The 16,155-nt window shown below is 73.1% G+C and carries 22 protein-coding genes; 12 read left to right on the top strand and 10 right to left on the bottom strand.

What is annotated here, in order from left to right; all coding sequences use genetic code 11:
* Positions 1-39 precede the first annotated feature (39 nt).
* The 3 genes from H030_RS0120125 to H030_RS33820 are packed head-to-tail and all read right to left on the bottom strand — an operon-like array spanning position 40 to position 2,572.
* Positions 40-804, bottom strand: a complete 765-nt coding sequence (locus H030_RS0120125) for an ABC transporter permease (RefSeq protein WP_027007430.1) — start codon at positions 802-804, stop codon at positions 40-42.
* Positions 801-1,580 (bottom strand): ABC transporter permease, encoded by a 780-nt coding sequence (locus H030_RS0120120; RefSeq protein ID WP_081690967.1) that lies wholly within the window; start codon positions 1,578-1,580, stop codon positions 801-803. Before H030_RS0120120 ends, H030_RS0120125 begins: the two co-directional genes overlap by 4 nt.
* A complete protein-coding gene (locus tag H030_RS33820; RefSeq protein WP_051223216.1) occupies positions 1,577-2,572 on the bottom strand; it encodes an ATP-binding cassette domain-containing protein in 996 nt (331 codons plus the stop codon). The genes H030_RS0120120 and H030_RS33820 overlap by 4 nt, the downstream gene beginning before the upstream one ends.
* 69 nt (positions 2,573-2,641) lie before the next feature.
* Here H030_RS33820 and H030_RS33815 point away from each other — a divergent pair, with 69 nt between their 5' ends.
* Both H030_RS33815 and H030_RS0120105 read left to right on the top strand, forming a co-directional pair.
* On the top strand, positions 2,642-3,664 hold the full coding sequence (locus tag H030_RS33815) for a sigma-70 family RNA polymerase sigma factor (protein WP_081691030.1): 1,023 nt from the start codon (positions 2,642-2,644) through the stop codon (positions 3,662-3,664).
* Positions 3,665-4,121: 457 nt separating this feature from the next.
* Positions 4,122-4,325 (top strand): cold-shock protein, encoded by a 204-nt coding sequence (locus tag H030_RS0120105; RefSeq protein WP_027007428.1) that lies wholly within the window; start codon positions 4,122-4,124, stop codon positions 4,323-4,325.
* A gap of 45 nt (positions 4,326-4,370) precedes the next feature.
* Here H030_RS0120105 and H030_RS0120100 read toward each other — a convergent pair whose 3' ends face one another.
* A complete protein-coding gene (locus H030_RS0120100) occupies positions 4,371-4,907 on the bottom strand; it encodes a cupin domain-containing protein (RefSeq protein WP_027007427.1) in 537 nt (178 codons plus the stop codon).
* A gap of 23 nt (positions 4,908-4,930) precedes the next feature.
* Between H030_RS0120100 and H030_RS0120095 the strand changes: the two genes are divergently transcribed.
* From H030_RS0120095 to H030_RS0120080, 4 genes are read left to right on the top strand one after another with little or no spacing between them, the layout of a single operon-like run.
* On the top strand, positions 4,931-5,365 hold the full coding sequence (locus H030_RS0120095; RefSeq protein ID WP_155892167.1) for a hypothetical protein: 435 nt from the start codon (positions 4,931-4,933) through the stop codon (positions 5,363-5,365).
* A gap of 43 nt (positions 5,366-5,408) precedes the next feature.
* Positions 5,409-5,948 carry a ribonuclease H family protein gene (locus H030_RS0120090; RefSeq protein ID WP_027007425.1) on the top strand — a complete coding sequence of 180 codons (540 nt, stop codon included), beginning with the start codon at positions 5,409-5,411 and terminating at the stop codon, positions 5,946-5,948.
* A 30-nt stretch (positions 5,949-5,978) separates the two neighbouring features.
* Entirely contained in the window at positions 5,979-6,245 is a 267-nt protein-coding gene (locus tag H030_RS0120085) for a DUF7218 family protein (RefSeq protein WP_027007424.1), read from the top strand.
* 54 nt (positions 6,246-6,299) lie between these two features.
* Positions 6,300-7,097 carry a helix-turn-helix domain-containing protein gene (locus H030_RS0120080; RefSeq protein ID WP_027007423.1) on the top strand — a complete coding sequence of 266 codons (798 nt, stop codon included), beginning with the start codon at positions 6,300-6,302 and terminating at the stop codon, positions 7,095-7,097.
* 50 nt (positions 7,098-7,147) lie between these two features.
* Here H030_RS0120080 and H030_RS0120075 read toward each other — a convergent pair whose 3' ends face one another.
* A complete protein-coding gene (locus H030_RS0120075) occupies positions 7,148-8,575 on the bottom strand; it encodes an NAD(P)/FAD-dependent oxidoreductase (protein WP_051223213.1) in 1,428 nt (475 codons plus the stop codon).
* Between the two features lie 133 nt (positions 8,576-8,708).
* Between H030_RS0120075 and H030_RS33810 the strand changes: the two genes are divergently transcribed.
* Together H030_RS33810 and H030_RS0120065 are read left to right on the top strand one after the other, a co-directional pair.
* Positions 8,709-9,824 (top strand): sensor histidine kinase, encoded by a 1,116-nt coding sequence (locus H030_RS33810; RefSeq protein WP_231398486.1) that lies wholly within the window; start codon positions 8,709-8,711, stop codon positions 9,822-9,824.
* Positions 9,812-10,474 carry a LuxR C-terminal-related transcriptional regulator gene (locus H030_RS0120065; RefSeq protein WP_027007421.1) on the top strand — a complete coding sequence of 221 codons (663 nt, stop codon included), beginning with the start codon at positions 9,812-9,814 and terminating at the stop codon, positions 10,472-10,474. The genes H030_RS33810 and H030_RS0120065 overlap by 13 nt, the downstream gene beginning before the upstream one ends.
* Here H030_RS0120065 and H030_RS33805 read toward each other — a convergent pair.
* A complete protein-coding gene (locus H030_RS33805) occupies positions 10,449-11,114 on the bottom strand; it encodes a trimeric intracellular cation channel family protein (RefSeq protein WP_051223211.1) in 666 nt (221 codons plus the stop codon). The two genes, H030_RS0120065 and H030_RS33805, sit on opposite strands and share 26 nt — an antisense overlap.
* Before the next feature lie 21 nt (positions 11,115-11,135).
* Between H030_RS33805 and H030_RS0120055 the strand changes: the two genes are divergently transcribed.
* From H030_RS0120055 to H030_RS0120040, 4 genes are read left to right on the top strand one after another with little or no spacing between them, the layout of a single operon-like run.
* A complete protein-coding gene (locus H030_RS0120055) occupies positions 11,136-11,756 on the top strand; it encodes an ankyrin repeat domain-containing protein (RefSeq protein WP_027007420.1) in 621 nt (206 codons plus the stop codon).
* 4 nt (positions 11,757-11,760) lie between these two features.
* A complete protein-coding gene (locus tag H030_RS0120050; protein ID WP_027007419.1) occupies positions 11,761-11,955 on the top strand; it encodes a hypothetical protein in 195 nt (64 codons plus the stop codon).
* Between the two features lie 3 nt (positions 11,956-11,958).
* Complete coding sequence (locus H030_RS0120045; RefSeq protein ID WP_027007418.1) at positions 11,959-12,498, top strand: cysteine hydrolase family protein; 540 nt, start codon at positions 11,959-11,961, stop codon at positions 12,496-12,498.
* A 38-nt stretch (positions 12,499-12,536) separates the two neighbouring features.
* Positions 12,537-13,487 (top strand): NAD-dependent epimerase/dehydratase family protein, encoded by a 951-nt coding sequence (locus H030_RS0120040; protein WP_027007417.1) that lies wholly within the window; start codon positions 12,537-12,539, stop codon positions 13,485-13,487.
* A gap of 10 nt (positions 13,488-13,497) precedes the next feature.
* On the opposite strand, the gene H030_RS40505 is transcribed toward H030_RS0120040, so the two are convergent.
* From H030_RS40505 to H030_RS0120020, 4 genes are read right to left on the bottom strand one after another with little or no spacing between them, the layout of a single operon-like run.
* Positions 13,498-13,626, bottom strand: coding sequence for a hypothetical protein (locus H030_RS40505; protein ID WP_269208538.1), 129 nt, complete (start codon positions 13,624-13,626; stop codon positions 13,498-13,500).
* A gap of 34 nt (positions 13,627-13,660) precedes the next feature.
* The gene (locus H030_RS0120030; RefSeq protein ID WP_027007416.1) at positions 13,661-14,554 is read right to left on the bottom strand and encodes an MYG1 family protein; all 894 of its coding nucleotides are present in this window, start codon (positions 14,552-14,554) and stop codon (positions 13,661-13,663) included.
* On the bottom strand, positions 14,554-15,108 hold the full coding sequence (locus H030_RS0120025; RefSeq protein ID WP_027007415.1) for an HhH-GPD-type base excision DNA repair protein: 555 nt from the start codon (positions 15,106-15,108) through the stop codon (positions 14,554-14,556). The genes H030_RS0120030 and H030_RS0120025 overlap by 1 nt, the downstream gene beginning before the upstream one ends.
* Positions 15,109-15,138: 30 nt before the next feature.
* Positions 15,139-16,137, bottom strand: a complete 999-nt coding sequence (locus H030_RS0120020) for an SDR family NAD(P)-dependent oxidoreductase (RefSeq protein ID WP_027007414.1) — start codon at positions 16,135-16,137, stop codon at positions 15,139-15,141.
* Positions 16,138-16,155 lie beyond the last annotated feature (18 nt).

Genomic DNA, 16,155 nt, shown 5'->3' with positions numbered 1-16,155 from the left:
TGCACAACGCAAGATCCGTTGCAGACCGGGATATGGCAACTAGGTGCCCACGCGCGCGAGCGACCGCAGCGCGAGCGCCGCGAAGGCGACCACGAGCCCGGCGATCGCCAGCAGCGCCGGCCACGTGTCGGCCCACGTGACGTGCGCGACGAAGCCCTGCCGGACGCCCTCGAGCACCTGCGTGACCGGGTTGACCGTCGCGATCGCGCGCATCCACCCGGCCAGCAGCGCCATCGGCGCGTAGGCGGTCGTGAACAGCACGAGGATGAAGCCGACCGACTGCATCAGCGGCGCCGCCTGCTGGGTCCTGAACTTCAGCGCGACCAGGACCGAGTAGAGCGCGATCGCCGTCGCCAGGCCCATCACGAGCACCGCGTCCAGCGCCAGCGCGCCCACGCCCGGGAACCCGACGCCGAGCGAGAACGCCACGATCAGCAGGAACGTCGCGGGCAGCAGCGCGCGCAGCGCCGCGCTGGCCACGACGCCCGTCAGGATCGTCGCCCGCGGCGCGGGGCAGACCAGCAGCCGGTCGAACCACCCGCGCTCGATGTCGCGCGCGAGGTTCACGCCGGTCGCCGCGCCCGTGAACGCCGCGCCCTGGAGAAGACCTACAGGAACGATGAACGTCCGGAAGTCCGTGGCGTCGAAGCCCGGCAGCCGCGCGGCCTCGCCGAACACGCCGCTCAGCCCGACCAGGAAGATCGACGGCGCCAGCACGCCGGGCACCGCGGCGCCGGGCACGCGCGTGATCTCGTTCAGCGCGCGCCTGACCAGCGCGCGGATGACCGCGAGCGACGCGATCATCCCTTCGCCAGCTTCCCGCGCAGCGCCAGCACGGCCAGCGCCGCGAAGACCGCGCCCAGCGCCGCGCCGGTGGCCAGGCCCTCGAGCACGGGCCGCGCGCTGATGCCGGAGATGATCGGGTCGCGCATCCCGTCGGCGACGTAGCTGAGCGGGTTGTAGTCCGCGAACCAGTCGGCCGGGTGCGACAGCAGCGCGCGCGGGAAGAAGGCGCTGCTGATGAAGACGACGACGAACACCAGCGGGAAGATCCCCTGGACCGTCGAGGCGTTCTTGGCCCGGAAGGCGATCAGCACGCCCAGGCCCGCGCAGCCCATCCCGGTCAGCGCGCCGATCAAGACCACCAACAACGCGCCGGGCACGCCGCCCTGGATCGACGCGCCGAAGACCAGCCCCAGCACCAGGAACCACACGACCTGCGCCGCGGCGATCACCGCGCCCGCCAGCACGCGGCCGAGGACGATCGCCACGCGCGGGATCGGCGAGGCGACGAGCCGGTCGAAGAACCCGCTCTCGATCTCCAGCGCCGTCGCGATCCCCTGCATGACGCCGCCGAGCAGCAGCGACTGCGTGATCGCGCCGGCCAGCTGGAAGTCGAAGAAGCCGACGTCGGGGAAGCCCGGGAGGTCGGTCGAGCGCGTCAGCCCGCCGGTGTTGATCGCCAGGAACAGCGTCGGCATCAGCACCAGCGGCGCCAGGAACTGCGGCCGGCGCAGCGCGTTGCGCAGCGAGCGGCGGGCCAGCGCCAGCGACGGCGCGGCCACCGCGCTCAGGCTCAAGCCGCCACCTCGGGGACCGCCGCGGCCGCCGCGGCGTCGCCCTCCAGGCGGTGCCCGGTCTTCTCGGCGAACACGTCGTCGAGGCTGGGGCGGACGAGCTCGATGCCCTCGACCGCCAGGCCCGCCTCGTCCAGCGCCCGGACGACCGGCGCGATCGCCGCGGCACCGTCGCGCACGGACAGCGACACGTGGACGCCCGGCGTCGCGGCGCGCAGCGTGCCGAACGGCGCGATCGCCCGCTCGGCGCGCGCGACGTCCACGACCGTCCCGACCAGCACGATGTCCAGGTGCGGCAGGCCGATCTCGGCCTTCAGCGAGGCGGGCGTGCCCTCGGCGACGATCCTGCCGTGGTCGATGATCCCGACGCGGTCGGCGAGCTGGTCGGCCTCCTCGAGGTACTGCGTGGTCAGGAAGACCGCGGTGCCCTCGTCGCGCAGGCGCCGGACCTCGTCCCACAGCGTGGCGCGCGAGGTCGGGTCCAGGCCGGTCGTCGGCTCGTCGAGGAACAGCACCTCGGGCGCGTGGATCAGCGCCATCGCGAGGTCCAGGCGGCGGCGCATGCCGCCGGAGTAGGTCCCGACGCGGCGCTCGGCCGCGGCGGTCAGGCCGACGCGCTCGATCAGGTCGGCGGCGCGCGCGGCGACGCGCTTGCGCGGGATCCCGTGCAGCGTCGCCTGCAGCTCCATCATCTCGGTGCCGGTCATCAGCAGGTCCAGCGCGGCCTCCTGCAGCGCGACGCCGATCCTGCGCCGGACCGCGGCGGGCTCGGTCGCGACGTCGTGGCCGGCGATCAGCGCGCGGCCGCCGGTCGGCTTCAGCAGCGTCACCAGCATTCGGACCGTCGTGGTCTTCCCGGCGCCGTTGGGGCCCAGGAACCCGTACACCTCCCCGGGCGCGACATGCAGGTCGATGCCGTCGACGGCGCGGAAGCCGCCGCCGAACTCACGCTCCAGACCGGTGACCTCGATGGCGGGACGGGACACCGAGCGCATCCTACGAGGCGCTGCGGGTATTCACTCGTTGTGGACCTGGACCAGACGCAACGTTCCGCCGTCGGCGCCATGCTCGACGCTGCCGAAGAGCAGGGCTCGCTCTGCCTGCACGACATCGCCGGGCTGGTGGCAAGGCTCGAGCTCGACGACGAGGCCCAGGGGCAGATCGAGGAGGAGGCCCGGCTCCGCGGGCTCGACATCACCGACGACTGCGGCCACGACAGGGTCGCGCCGACGAACTACCTCGTCGGCGACCTGGCGACGAGCACGACCGACGCGCTGTCGCTGTTCCTGCGCGAGGTCCGGCGCCACCCGCTGCTGACCGCGGCCGAGGAGATCGAGCTGGCCAAGCGGATCGAGAACGGCGACGAGGCCGCCAAGGAGCGGATGATCACCTCCAACCTCGCGCTCGTCGTGTCGATCGCCAAGCGCTACCCGACCGACGGGATGACGCTGCTCGACCTGATCCAGGAGGGCATCTTCGGCCTGATCCGCGCGGCCGAGAAGTTCGACTGGCGGCGCGGGTTCAAGTTCTCCACCTACGCGACCTACTGGATCCGCCAGGCGATCCAGCGCGGGATGGAGAACAAGGAGCGCACGATCCGGATCCCGACCAACGTGCTGCAGCGCGAGCGCAAGGCGGCGCGGGCGGCCAGGGAGCTGTCGGCCGAGCTGGGGCGCGCGCCGACCGACGCCGAGATCGCCGCGCGCGCCGAGATCGACCTCGCCGACATCGAGAAGCTGCGCGACATGGCGCGGACCGTGACGTCGCTGGACCGGCCGGTCGGCGAGTCCGGCGAGGCGGCGTTCGGGGACCTGCTGCCCTCCGACGCGCCCGCGCCGGAGGAGGAGGTCGTCGTCTCGCTGCGCGAGGCGGCGGTCCAGCACGCGCTGGCGTCGCTGCCCGAGCGCGAGCGGACCGTCGTGGTCATGCGCTACGGGCTGGACGCCGCGCGCGAGCCGGTCGGCGTCCAGGAGATCGGGCGCCGGCTGGGGCTGCGCCAGACCGAGGTCCGGACGCTGGAGCGGCGCGCGCTGGAGCACCTGTCGACGGTGCGGGAGATCGAGGCGCTGAAGGACGTCGCGGCCTAGCGACGAGCGCAGTGGCGGCGGCGCGGGCGCGGGGCGGATGACGGCGCCCGGACCAACGTGGGTCCGGACGCCTCCGCCCCGGTCAAGGGCCACCACTTTTTTCATACATCCCAGGACGAGTGTGTTTGCCTGGGCGGCGTCACACTCCCGACCACCGTGGACATGACCGCCACTCCGAGGAGCGGCGCGTTGCCACTGGTTGGGCCCACCACGAGGGAAGGGCCCCGGTCGAGTGGGCGGCCCGCCGGGAGGACACAGCCTAGCGGCCGGGGTGGGGTCGGGTTCAGACACACATGGCCGTGAACAGACGTTCCGACCGATCGTCCAGATGGTGCTAGCCTTCGCGTTGTACAGGCCGGGGGAGAGACCTTCGGCATCAGCAGTGCCCGTGTGTCCGCAGTCGTTGCTCAGCATCCACCGCGCGTCATCAGAGCACCAAAGCAGTGGAGGTACAGCAATGGCTACTGGAACCGTGAAGTGGTTCAGCGACGAGAAGGGCTTCGGCTTCATCACGCCGGACGACGGGGGCAAGGACCTCTTCGTCCACCACAGCGCGATCAACTCCGACGGCTTCCGCACCCTCGCCGAGGGCGCGAAGGTCTCGTACGAGGCGGAGTCCGGCCCCAAGGGCCCGAACGCCGTCAACGTCTCGGCGGCCTAAGAGCCCCAGCTCGTTTTGCGGACACCCGGGGCGTGACGCAGCGCGTCACGCTCCGGGCAGTGTCCCGCTCCTGTAGGCCTCGACCTCGTAGTCGGGCGTTCCCGCGTAAGCGACGTCGCCCTCGGTCGTGTAGGCCTCGACCCCCGCGCCGCGCCTGACCGCCGTCGCGTCGTACGGGTACTCGACCTCGTACTCCTCCCCGTTCTGGCGCCCACCGATCATCAGGATCGCGCAGGGCCCGTCGGTGTCGTTCTTGAAGCCGTGGCGCGTCCACTCCGGGCAGTGCAGGACGTCCCACGCCTCCAGCCGGACCTCCTCGCCCTCGACGATCGCCAGGCACGATCCGGCCAGGACCACGAAGTCCTCCTGGGCACCCTCGCCGTGGTACATCGTGCTGATGTCGCCGGGCTCGAGGACCTGGATGTTGAAGCCGTACTGCGACCAGCGCGGCCCGTCGGGATCCTCGAACTTCACGAACCGGCCCCAGCCGGGCGCGGCACGCCACGGCTGCGCGATCGCGTTGACGACCGTCCACGGCTGGGTCGGCGTGCCCCGGCGGGGCTGCTGGTCTGACTCGCTCATCGGTGCAGTCTATGCTTGCCTGCGTGCATCAGGAGCACGAGCGCGAGCGTCTCTCCCGGCCCGGCGGCTGGCGCAACCGCGACTTCTACGACGAGGTCCCGCGGCGCCGGAGGCTGGTCGAGGGGACCGGCCTGGCGGCGGGCGTCACGTTCGTCACGTTCTTCATCATGTTGCTCGCGGTCGGGCACGAGAGCGATGACTGCGGGCTGAACTGCCACGACGGCGACGGCATCCTGCCGCACGAGGCCGGCCACCCGTGGACGGGCTACCAGGAGTCCTGGCAGTGGCAGGCGCAGTGGCTGCTGGGCGTCGGCTCGCTGGCCTTCGCATTCGCCGCGCTGATCGCCTCGACGCGCACGGACTGGCGCCGCTGGACGCCCCTCGGGCTCGTCCTGGCGGTGCTCTGCGGGGCGGGCTGGGTGGCCTGGGTGCTGCTCGAGCCGGCCAACCCGGTCTGACCCCACGAACCGTCCGCCCGCCCACCTAGCATCCGCCGCCGTCATGCCTTCCTCAGCACCGCCGTACCGCCGCCGCCGACCCAGGGCGCCCCGCGCCCCCGAGACGCCCGTCGAGGCCCGCCCGGGCGAGGCGCTGGTCTGGACCGACGGCGCCTGCAGCGGCAACCCGGGCCCGGGCGGCTGGGCGGCGATCGTCTGCGGGCCCGACGGCGCCGAGCCGGTCGAGCTGTCCGGCGGCGAGGGCCACACCACCAACAACCGCATGGAGTACACGGCGGCGCTGGAGGGCATGCGCTCGCTGGAGCCCGGCTCGACCGTGTGCATCGTCACCGACTCGACGCTGCTGCTCGACTCGATGACCAAGTGGATCCACGGCTGGAAGAAGAAGGGCTGGAAGACCGCGTCCGGCCAGCCGGTCAAGAACCAGGACCTGGTCGTCGCCCTCGACGAGGAGATCGCCCGCCACGCCGAGGTCCGCTGGCACTGGGTCAAGGGCCACGAGACCGGCACCCAGCACGCCCACAAGGTCCTCAACGACCGCGCCGACAGGCTCGCGGTTGCGGCCGCCAAAGCGCACGCATAGCGGTCGGGCGGTTCCGGGAAGTCCTCGGACATGCCCGGATCCAAGACCCCCGGCCCGTCCGTGAAGGACGACAAGACCTACGAGGCCCTGCGCGACGACGGCGCCAGCAAGGAGAAGGCGGCCCGCATCGCCAACGCCAAGGCGGCCGGCACCGACGTCTCCAAGAAGGGCGGCCAGTCCGGCTCCTACGAGGACTGGACGGTCGACGACCTCCAGGACCGCGCGAAGGAGCTCGACATCGACGGTCGCTCGGACATGAACAAGGACGAGCTGGTCGACGCGCTGCGGAACCACTAGCCGTTACCTCTGAGGTCATGGCTGCGCGGCGCGGGGCGTCGTACGGTTCCAGGGATGAGCGCTTCTGCTGTCCTGAACTCGCCGGCCGGTGTCGGGCCGTTGCTGCGGCGCTGGCGTGACCAGCGCCGACTCAGCCAGATGGAGCTGGCGCTCGAGGCCGCGGTCTCGACGCGGCATCTGAGCTTCGTCGAGACCGGGCGGTCCAAGCCGAGCCGGGAGATGGTCGTCCGGCTGGCCGAGCACCTCGACGTCCCGCTGCGCGAGCGCAACGAGCTGCTGCTCGCCGCCGGCTACGCGCCCGCGTACGCCGAGTCGTCGTTCGAGGACGCCGGCCTCGGCCAGGTCCGCGACGCGGTCCGACGCCTGCTCGCCGCCCACGAGCCGTACCCGGCGATCGCGGTCGACCGCCGCTGGGAGCTGGTCGACGGCAACGCCGGCATCCCGCTGATGACCGCCGGCTGCGCCGCGCACCTCCTGGAGCCGCCGATCAACGCGCTGCGCCTGACCCTGCACCCGGAGGGCATGGCGCCGCAGATCGCCAACCTCGCCGAGTGGCGCGGCCACCTCCTCGCGCGCCTGCGCCGCGAGGTCAACGCCACCCAGGACGCCCAGCTGCGCGCGCTCCTGGCCGAGCTGGAGGCCTACCCCGGCGGCGAGGAGGACGAGGGCATCCCGGCGCCCGGCGCGATCGTCGTCCCGCTGCGCCTGCACCACCCGTCCGGCGAGCTCTCCTTCATGTCGACGATCACGACCTTCGGGACGCCGCTGGACATCACGGTCTCCGAGCTGTCGATCGAGGCGTTCTTCCCCGCCGACGACCACACCGCGCAGGTCCTCCGCGAGTCGATCTAGATGCAAGTCGTCTGACCCCCACATATTGGGGGCCAGACGACTTGGAGCTGCTACGAGTCGAAGCCCAGCCCGAGACGGTCCAGCGTCCTGAGCCACGGCCCGCGCGCGCCCTCGCGGCGATCGGCGCGCGCCAGCTCGCGCTGGGTCAGCGCGATCACGCCGGAGCGCAGCGGCTCGGGCGGGAACGGCACCGGCCTGGAGCGCACGTACTTCAACCTGGTGGCCTCGGTCTCGTGCCCGTCGAGCAGGTCGAGCCCGACCTGGGCGCCGAAGCGCGTCGCCGCCACGCCGAGCCCGGTGTAGCCGGTCGCGTACGCGACGCGCCCGCCGTGCGCGGTGCCGAAGAACACGCTGAACCGCGAGCACGTGTCGATCGCGCCGCCCCAGCGATGCGTGAACCCCAGGCCCTCCAGCTGCGGGAACGTCGTGAAGAAGTGCTGCGACAACGCCGCGAACGTCGGGTCGTGGTCGTCGTACTGCGCGCCGACCGGCCCGCCCCTGCGGTAGACGGCGTCGTAGCCGCCCCACAGGATCCGGTCGTCGGCGGTCAGGCGGTAGTAGTGGAACTGGTTGCCGCCGTCGCCGATGCCCTGGCGCCCGTTCCACCCGATCGCCGCCTTCTGCGCGGCGCTCAGCGGCTCGGTCATCAACACGTAGTCGTAGACCGGCACGACGTAGTGGCTCAACCGCGACAACAACGACGGGTACGCGCTCGTCGCCAGCAGGACCCGCGCGGCCCGGACCGCGCCGCCCGGCGTGGAGATCGTCACCGCGCCCCTGTCGGCGCTCAGCGCCGTCGCCGGCTCGTGCTCGAAGATCCGGACGCCCGCGCGCACAGCGGCGGCGCGCAGCCCGTCGGCCAGCTTGGCCGGATGCACCAGCCCGCCGCCGTTGCGGTCCCAGACGCCGCCGAGGTAGGTGGGGGAGGCGACCTCGGCGCGCATCGCGTCGCGATCGAGGACCACAACATCGTGGCCGTAGTCGCGCAGCAGCGCGGCCTCCTCCTCGGCGCCCTCGGCCTCGTGCGGCTCGAGCATCACGCCCAGCTCGCCGGTCAGCTCGAACTCGGCGTCGATGTTGTACGCCTCGAGATCGCGCTGGATCCCCTCGAAGTTCTCGAACGCCAGCCGCTCCAGCGTCCGCATCTCGTCCTCGAAGCGCGCGAGCCCGTTCCAGAGCCCGTGCGTGAGCGAGGCCACCATGAACCCGCCGTTGCGCCCCGACGCGCCGCCGCCGACCACGTCGGCCTCCAGGACGACGACGTCGCGCTCCGGCGCGTCGCGCTTGGCGTGCAGCGCCGCCCACAGCCCGGTGAAGCCGCCGCCGACGATCACGAGATCCGCGTCGGTGGTCCCGGCCAGCGGCGGGTGCGGGTCGCGCGGCGGGAGGTCGTCCAGCCAGAACGACGCCACCTTCGCGTCGGCGTAGGCCGCGCGGTGCGCGGCGGTGGGCTCGGTCGTCGGCCAGGGGCGCGGCATGCCCGCCCGACGGTACCGGGGCGCGCTCAGCGCTTTCGGCGCAACGCACGATGCGCGGGTTGTCCATCCCGCCGGACTCGGGGTTTCCCCAGCGCCGTTCACCCGCTCCTCCTGCGATGATCGATGCCACACCGTGGCCGAGGCCGACCCAACACCCGCCCTCACCCTGCCGCGGCTCGACGAGCCGGGCCACGACCGGCGCCGCGACGACCTGCCGCCGCTCGCACCGGCCCCGCCGCAGGCCAGCGCGCTGCCGCTGCACGTCGCGCTGTCGGGCCTCGCGGGCCTCGTCGCGACGATCGTCTGGGCGATCACCGGCGGCGGCTACTACTGGCCGGCGTGGGTGTGGCTCGGCGTCGGGATCACCGTCGGCGTCCACGCGATCATCCGCTTCGGCCTCAGCGCTCCGGCGTCCGCGCGCCACGGCCTCGCGCTGCACATGATGGTCACGAGCCTCGTCGGCGGCGTGCTGCTGATCGTCTGGGGCTTCACGACCAACGACGTCCACGCCTTCTGGCCGCTGTGGCCGCTGCTGATCCTCGGCGTCATCGTCGCCGTCCACGCGCTCGTGATCTACGCCGAGCGCCTGCCCGGCAGCCGCCGCGAGGCGCAGCTGGCCGAGCGCGTCGGCGAGCTGACCCGGACGCGCCAGGGCGCGCTCGACGTCCAGGCCGCCGAGCTGCGCCGGATCGAGCGCGACCTCCACGACGGCGCGCAGGCGCGCCTGGTCGGGCTGTCGCTGCTGCTCGGCCGCGCCGAGGAGCGCCTCGCCGGCCATCCCGAGGAGGCCGAGCTGGTCGCCCGCGCCCGCGGGGAGGCGACCGCCGCGATCGGCGAGCTGCGCGACCTCGCGCGCGGGATCGCGCCGCCGGTCCTGGCCGACCGCGGGCTGACCGCGGCGGTCGAGGCGCTCGGGCGCCGCGCGGTCACGCCGGTGACCGTCGACGCCGCGCTGCTGTCCGAGCGCCCGCTGCCGGTCGTCGAGACCGCCGCCTACTTCGTCGTCGCCGAGTCGCTGACGAACGTCGCCAAGCACGCCGAGGGCGCGGCCGCGCACGTCCAGCTCGCCGAGCTCGACGGCTGGCTGATGATCGACGTCTCCGACGAGGGCCCGGGCGGCGCGATCGAGGCCGGCAGCGGCCTGACCGGCCTGCGCCACCGCGTCGAGGCGCTCGACGGCACGCTGACCGTGACGAGCGTCAAGGGCTCGGGCACGACGATCCACGCGGAGTTCCCGTGCGGGCGGTGATCGTCGAGGACCTCGCGCTGCTGCGCGAGGGCATCGTCGCGCTGCTGCGCGAGCACGACGTCGAGGTCGTCGCCCAGGCCGAGGACGCCGAGGGCCTGCTGCGGATCGTCGCCGGCCACAAGCCCGACCTCGCGCTCGTGGATGTCCGCCTTCCCCCGACGTTCACCGACGAGGGCCTGCGCGCCGCGATCGAGGCCCGCAGGCGCCATCCGGAGCTCGGGATCCTCGTGCTCTCGCAGTACGTCGAGCCGGTCTACACCGCCGAGCTGCTCGAGTCCGGCGGCCAGGGCGGCATCGGCTACCTGCTCAAGGAGCGCGTCAGCGAGGTCAGGACGTTCATGGACGCGGTCAACCGCGTCGCCGCGGGCGGCACCGCGCTGGACCGCGAGGTCGTCTCCGAGCTGGTCAAGCGCCGCACCGGCGTCGGCGCGGGCGACGCGCTCGGGTCGCTGACGCCGCGCGAGCGCGAGGTGCTGGAGCTGATGGCCGAGGGCCGGACCAACGCCGCGATCGCGCGCCAGCTCGTCGTCACGCCCGGCGCGGTCGAGAAGCACGTCACCAACATCTTCGGCAAGCTCGACCTCGCCGCGACCGACGACGACCACCGCCGCGTGCTGGCCGTCCTCACCTTCTTGGGCTCGGCGGCCTGAAGCGCCCGATCACCGGCGCCGACGACTGCCAGCCGCGGTGCAGGGCGATCATCCGGACGGCGAAGACCACCACCAGGCACGCCAGCGAGGACACCGTGTCGCCCGCGCCGGCCCGCTCCAGCAGCACGAACGCGACCGCGCCGAGGATCGCCACCAGCCCGTAGGGCGTCGAGCGCTGCACGAGGTGCACGGGTTGCTGGGCGAGGACGTCGCGGATGACCGACCCGCCGACGCCGGTGATCGCGCCGAGCAGGATCGTCGCCCCGTCGGAGAGGTGCGTGTTCTGGGTCTTGAGCGCGCCGACGACCACGAACAGGCCGACGACCGCGGCGTCCAGCGCGTCCCACGCCCAGCCCAGGCGCGGGATCAGCTCGCCGGCGAGCATCCCGACCAGCCCCGCGGCGAGCGCGACGCCGAGGTAGGTGTCGTCGCGCAGCGCGGCCGGGACCTGGCCGAGCAGGACGTCGCGCACGATGCCGCCGCCGAGGCCGACGACGAGCGCGAAGACCGCCACCGCGAGCAGGTCGAAGTCGTTGCGGTCGTCGCGCGCGGTCGTCGGGAACGCGCCGCCCTGCATCCCGCCGACGGCGACCGCGGCGAGGTCGATCCAGAGCGGGACGTGGGGGATCGCGGGCTGCACGGACGTGGGAGCATGCCGCACATGTCCGACGGGAACGAGACGCACGCCGCGCAGCTGCTGGCCGCCGCGGAGCGCGGGGACGTCCACGGCGTCGTCGCGCTGATCCAGGCGGGCGCCGACGTCGGCGTGTGCGACCACCGCAACCGCACCGCGGTGACGATCGCCGCGTTCTCGGGCCACGCCGAGGTCGTGACCGAGCTGATCGCCGCGGGCGCCGACATCAACGCCCAGGACGACGAGCGCTACAACGCGGTGCTGTCGTGCGGCGTGACCGGCGACGTCGAGGTGCTGCGGGCGGTCCTGCGCGGCAACCCGGACCTCAGGATCCGCAACAAGTACGGCGGGATCGCGATCATCCCGGCCGCCGAGCGCGGCCACGTCGCGCTGGTCAGGGAGCTGCTCGACCGGACCGAGATCGACGTCGACCATGTCAATGACCTTGGGTGGACCGCGCTGTTGGAGGCCGTGATGCTCGGCGACGGCGGCGCCGCCCACGTCGAGATCGTGCGGCTGCTGCTGAAGGGCGGTGCCGATCGCTCGATCGCCGACCCCGAGGGCCGCACGGCGCTCGACCACGCCCGCGAGCGCGGGCACGTCGAGATGGTGGCCTTGCTCGAAGCGCCGCGCGGCGTGGCATCCTGAGCACATGAGCAACCTCCCTTCACGCCGCCAGCGCGAGACCCGCGCACTCCGACTGGTCCAGGTCGGCGGCGGCGCCGCGGTCGTCTCGGTCGTCGGCCTCGTGCTCGGCATCGCGGGCGTCATCGGCTACGGCCTGTTCATCATCGCCCTGATCATCGCGGTGGCGTGCGGCCTGCTGTTCCGCCGGACGGTCAACTAGCCCATGGCCCGCGCGCTGCTGATCATCGACATCCAGAACGACTACTTCCCCGGCGGGCGCTTCCCGCTCGTCGGGCCCGAGGACGCCGCCGCGGCGGCCTCGCGCGTGCTGGCGAGGTTCCGGGCCGGCGACGAGCCGATCGTCCACGTCCAACATGTATGGGATGCCGAGGACGCGGCGTTCTTCCAGCCGGGCACGCCGGGCATCGGGATCCACGGCAAGGTCGCGCCCGCCGAGGGCGAGCCGGTCGTGCAGAAGGAGCTGCCGAACTCCTTCCTCGGCACGGGGCTCGAGGAGCGCCTGCGCGGCGACGGGATCGACGAGCTGGTCGTCGCCGGCATGATGTCGTCGATGTGCGTCGATGCGACCGTCCGCGCCGCCGCCGACCTCGGCTTCACCGTGACCGTCGTCCACGACGCCTGCGCCGCGCCCAACCTGGAGTTCAACGGCACGAAGGTCGACGGCACCACCGTCCACGCGTCCTTCATGGCCGCCCTCGACGGCAACTACGCCCAGCTGGTCGCCGCCGACGACGTGCAGTAACGCAACCAGAGGGTTGCGCTTGCGATAGGCTCGGCGGCATGAGGCTCTTGGTGCTGGGTGGGTCGGCGTTCGTCGGGCGGGCGGTCGTGGAGGAGGGTGTCGCGCGGGGGTACGACGTGACGACGTTCAACCGCGGGCGTGGCTGGGCGCATCCGGACGCGACCGCGCTGCACGGCGACCGGCTCGACTGGCCGGAGCTCGCCGGCGAGTGGGATCTGGTCGTCGACACGTGGGCGCAGGATCCGCGGGCGGTGCAGGCTTCCGCGGCGTCGCTTGCCGAGCGCGCGGGCAGGTACGTGTACATCTCGTCGTGCTCGGTCTACGCGCCACCTCCGGTGATGGGCGCCGACGAGCACACGCCGACGGTCGCGCCCGAGGGCGAGGACTACGCCAACGTCAAGCGCGGGGGAGAGGTCGCGGTGCTCGCGGCCTTCGGCGACCGCGCCACGCTCCTGCGGCCGGGCCTGATCCTCGGCCCGCACGAGGACGTCGGCCGGCTGCCGTGGTGGCTGCTGCGCCTCGCCCGCGGCGGCGACACGCTCGCGCCCGGGCCGGCCGACCTCCCGCTGCAGCTGATCGACGCTCGCGACCTCGCGGCGTTCGCCATCGACGCGTCGAGCGGCACCTACAACTCGGTCAGCCGCCGGGGCCACGCGACGATGCGGTCGCTGCTCGAAGCGGCGCGCGAGGTCACCGGCACCCGCGCCACGCTGCGCTGGATCGACCCCACCATCTTGGCCCAACATGATGTGGAAGCCTGGACCGAGCTCCCGATCTGGCTCCCGCCCGACCACGAGTACGCCGCGCTGCACGGCGCCAACGTGGAGCAGGCGCACGCCGCCGGGCTGACCACGCGGCCCGCCGAGGAGACCGTCGCCGACACCTGGGCCTGGCTCAGCGCGCTCGGCGACGCGCCGCCCCAGCGCGCCGACATCCCGCCGCACGGGATCGCGCCCGAGAAGGAGCAAGCGATCCTCCAAAGCATCTGACTTCAAGTGCTCAGATCGCGACGCCGCCGTGCCGAACGCCGCGATCTTCCTCGACGCCGGGCTGATCTTCTGCGCGATCGTGCTGCTCGCGCTGGTCCGGGAGCGCGCGCCCGGCGAGGTCCTCGGCCAGGAGGACCATCGCGCCGGGCGGTTCGCGCGCGGCGACGCGGCAGCTACTCGGGCCGGGACTCCAGCGCCTGCCGCACGAGCGCGATGATCCCCTCGCGCGAGCCCGCCGAGGCGTAGAAGCGCCCGGCGTGGGCGAAGATCGCGTCGTCCACACCGGTCGCCGCCGCCAGCTCGCCGCCGCTCAGGCCCGCCCACGCGGCGGGCAGGTCGCGGCGGTTGTCGAACGACCCCGCGGCGACCGGCACGGCCTGCATGCCCCAGCCGTCGCTCTTGGGGTAGATGACGTACAGCGCGTCCGGCGCGCCCGCGATCACGGTCTCGCGCCACGGCATGTTGCGGTCCAGCTCGATCACGCGCCCGTCCTCGGCGCGGCCGATCGCCGCCCGGACCAGCTCACGTGCCCGCTGGAACGCGGCGGCGCCCGCGACCTCGCGCGCCAGGATGCCCTGCGCGAGCGCGACGGCCTCCAGGAAGCGCGCGTCCTCCTCGTCGCTGCCGATCTCCTCGTCCCACGCCGGGTTGCGCGCCGCGACGACGCCGGAGACCGTCATCGGCCGCACGCCCTCGACCAAGGACTCCATGATGGTCTGGCCGGTGTCGTTGGCGTCCACGCCCTGGACGAGGCGCTCGTCGACCGACGCCGCGGCCTCCTCGGAGCCCGCCACGTCAACGCCTATATGTCGCCACACCAGGCCGAACGAGGCATAGCGGATGCCGTTGGCGCGCTCGCCCGCGCCGCCCTTCTGATGGTGGTCGAAGTCGCCGGTCGCGGCGTCGTCGGCGCCGCCGACGTCGACCCGGACGTCGGCGGCGGCCTGCACGTCGGCGTCGCGCGTGCGGACGACCTCGATCGCGTCGTCGCCGTGCGCGAGGCGCAGCGCGGCGACCGCGAAGACGTCGTCGGCGTGGAAGTTCCCGGGGTGGGTCGCGACGCGCATCAGGCGGGCTGCGGCTTCGACCACTCGGCCTTGTGGATCTTCTTCTTGGCCTGGTAGTCGGCCAGCCCCTCGGGCGACGCGACCGAGCCGAGCGTCGGGTGCCACGGCACGAGCTCGCGCGCGATCTCCAGCCTGTAGTGATGGAACAAGACCGACCCCATCGACTTGACCTTCATCTCGCCGAAGCCCGGCAGGCCCTCCAGGTTCGCGCGCAGCTCCGCGCTGGTCGTCGCGTCGGTCCAGACCCGCGCGGCGTCGCCGTCGTACTCGTCGCGGATGTGGACCGCGAGGTCGTGCACGCGCTGGGCCATCGCGCCCGGGAAGCGGTGCACGGCGGGCCTGACGCGGAACAGCGCGTCGAGGTCGGCGTCGGCGAGCGCCGCGGCGTCCAGCGACCCGAGCCGCTCCTGGATGACCAAGGGCCCCATGAACGCCTTCTGGACCGTGACCTGCTGGTCGAGCGCGAACCCGACGAGCAGCGCCATCGGGTCGTTGGCGATCAGCGCGTTGGCCTCGTCGTCCTCGGTGAAGTACAAGCGATCGGGCGCACTCATGGTGCGCCCGATCGTACCGTCCGCCTGCGCCTAGGCCGCGGCCGCGAACGCGTCCACGCCCGTCAGCGCCGCGCTGACTTCCCACAGCTTGGCGGCGTTGTCGGGGTCGAGCGCGTACGCGTTGACGCCGTGGGTCTCCTGCTGGTCCTCCGGGAGGTCCTCGGTGCGCGAGGCGATGTCGGTGTCCTCGATGTAGACGCCGCCCATGCCGTCCAGCTGCGGCGACGTCGCGGCCCAGACGGCGCCCGACGCGCCGGCCTCGGGCGACTTGAACCGCGAGGGCGCGGTCGGGGTGCCGTCCTCGTCGACGACGACGCCGAGGCGCTCGAGGTCGGCCTGGTCCAGGTGGCGGATCAGCTCGGTGATGATCCCGCCCGGGTGGACGGCGAACGCACGCACGCCCGCGTCCTGGCCGAGCCGGTCGAGCTGCACGGCGAAGAGCACGTTGGCGGTCTTGGCCTGCCCGTAGGCCGCCCACTTCTCATAGGGGTCGCGGGTGAAGTCGAGGTCGTCGAAGCGGACCGGCGAGCGCTTGTGGCCGCGCGAGGAGAGCGCGACGACGCGGGCCCCGTCCGGCGCGGCGGCCAGCGCCGGCCAGAGGCGGTTGGTCAGCGCGAAGTGCCCGAGGTGGTTGGTCGCGAACTGCGACTCCCAGCCCGGCCCGACGCGCGTCTCGGGCGCCGCCATCACGCCCGCGTTGTTGATGAGGATGTCCAGCGCGCGGCCGGAGGCCAGGAACTCCTCGGCGAATGCGCGCACGGAGTCGAGGTCGGCGAGGTCGAGCGTCGCGACCTCGACGTCGCCGAGACCGGCGGCGGCGAGGTTCTCGCGCGCGGCGTCCGGGCGCCGCGCGGGGACGACGACGGTCGCGCCCGCGCCCGCCAGCGCGCGCACCTCCTCGGTGCCGATGCCCGAGTAGCCGCCGGTCACGATCGCCGTCTTACCGGTCAGGTCGACGCCGGCCAAGACTTCGGCCGCGGTCGTGTTGGCGCCGAAGCCGGAGGGGAGAGGTTGCTGCTGCGTGGTCATGCGATCCACGCTACGCCT

It is taken from the genome of Conexibacter woesei Iso977N (assembly GCF_000424625.1).
GTDB classification, from domain to species: Bacteria; Actinomycetota; Thermoleophilia; order Solirubrobacterales; family Solirubrobacteraceae; genus Baekduia; species Baekduia woesei_A.
This window is presented reverse-complemented; position numbering and strand designations above follow the sequence as displayed.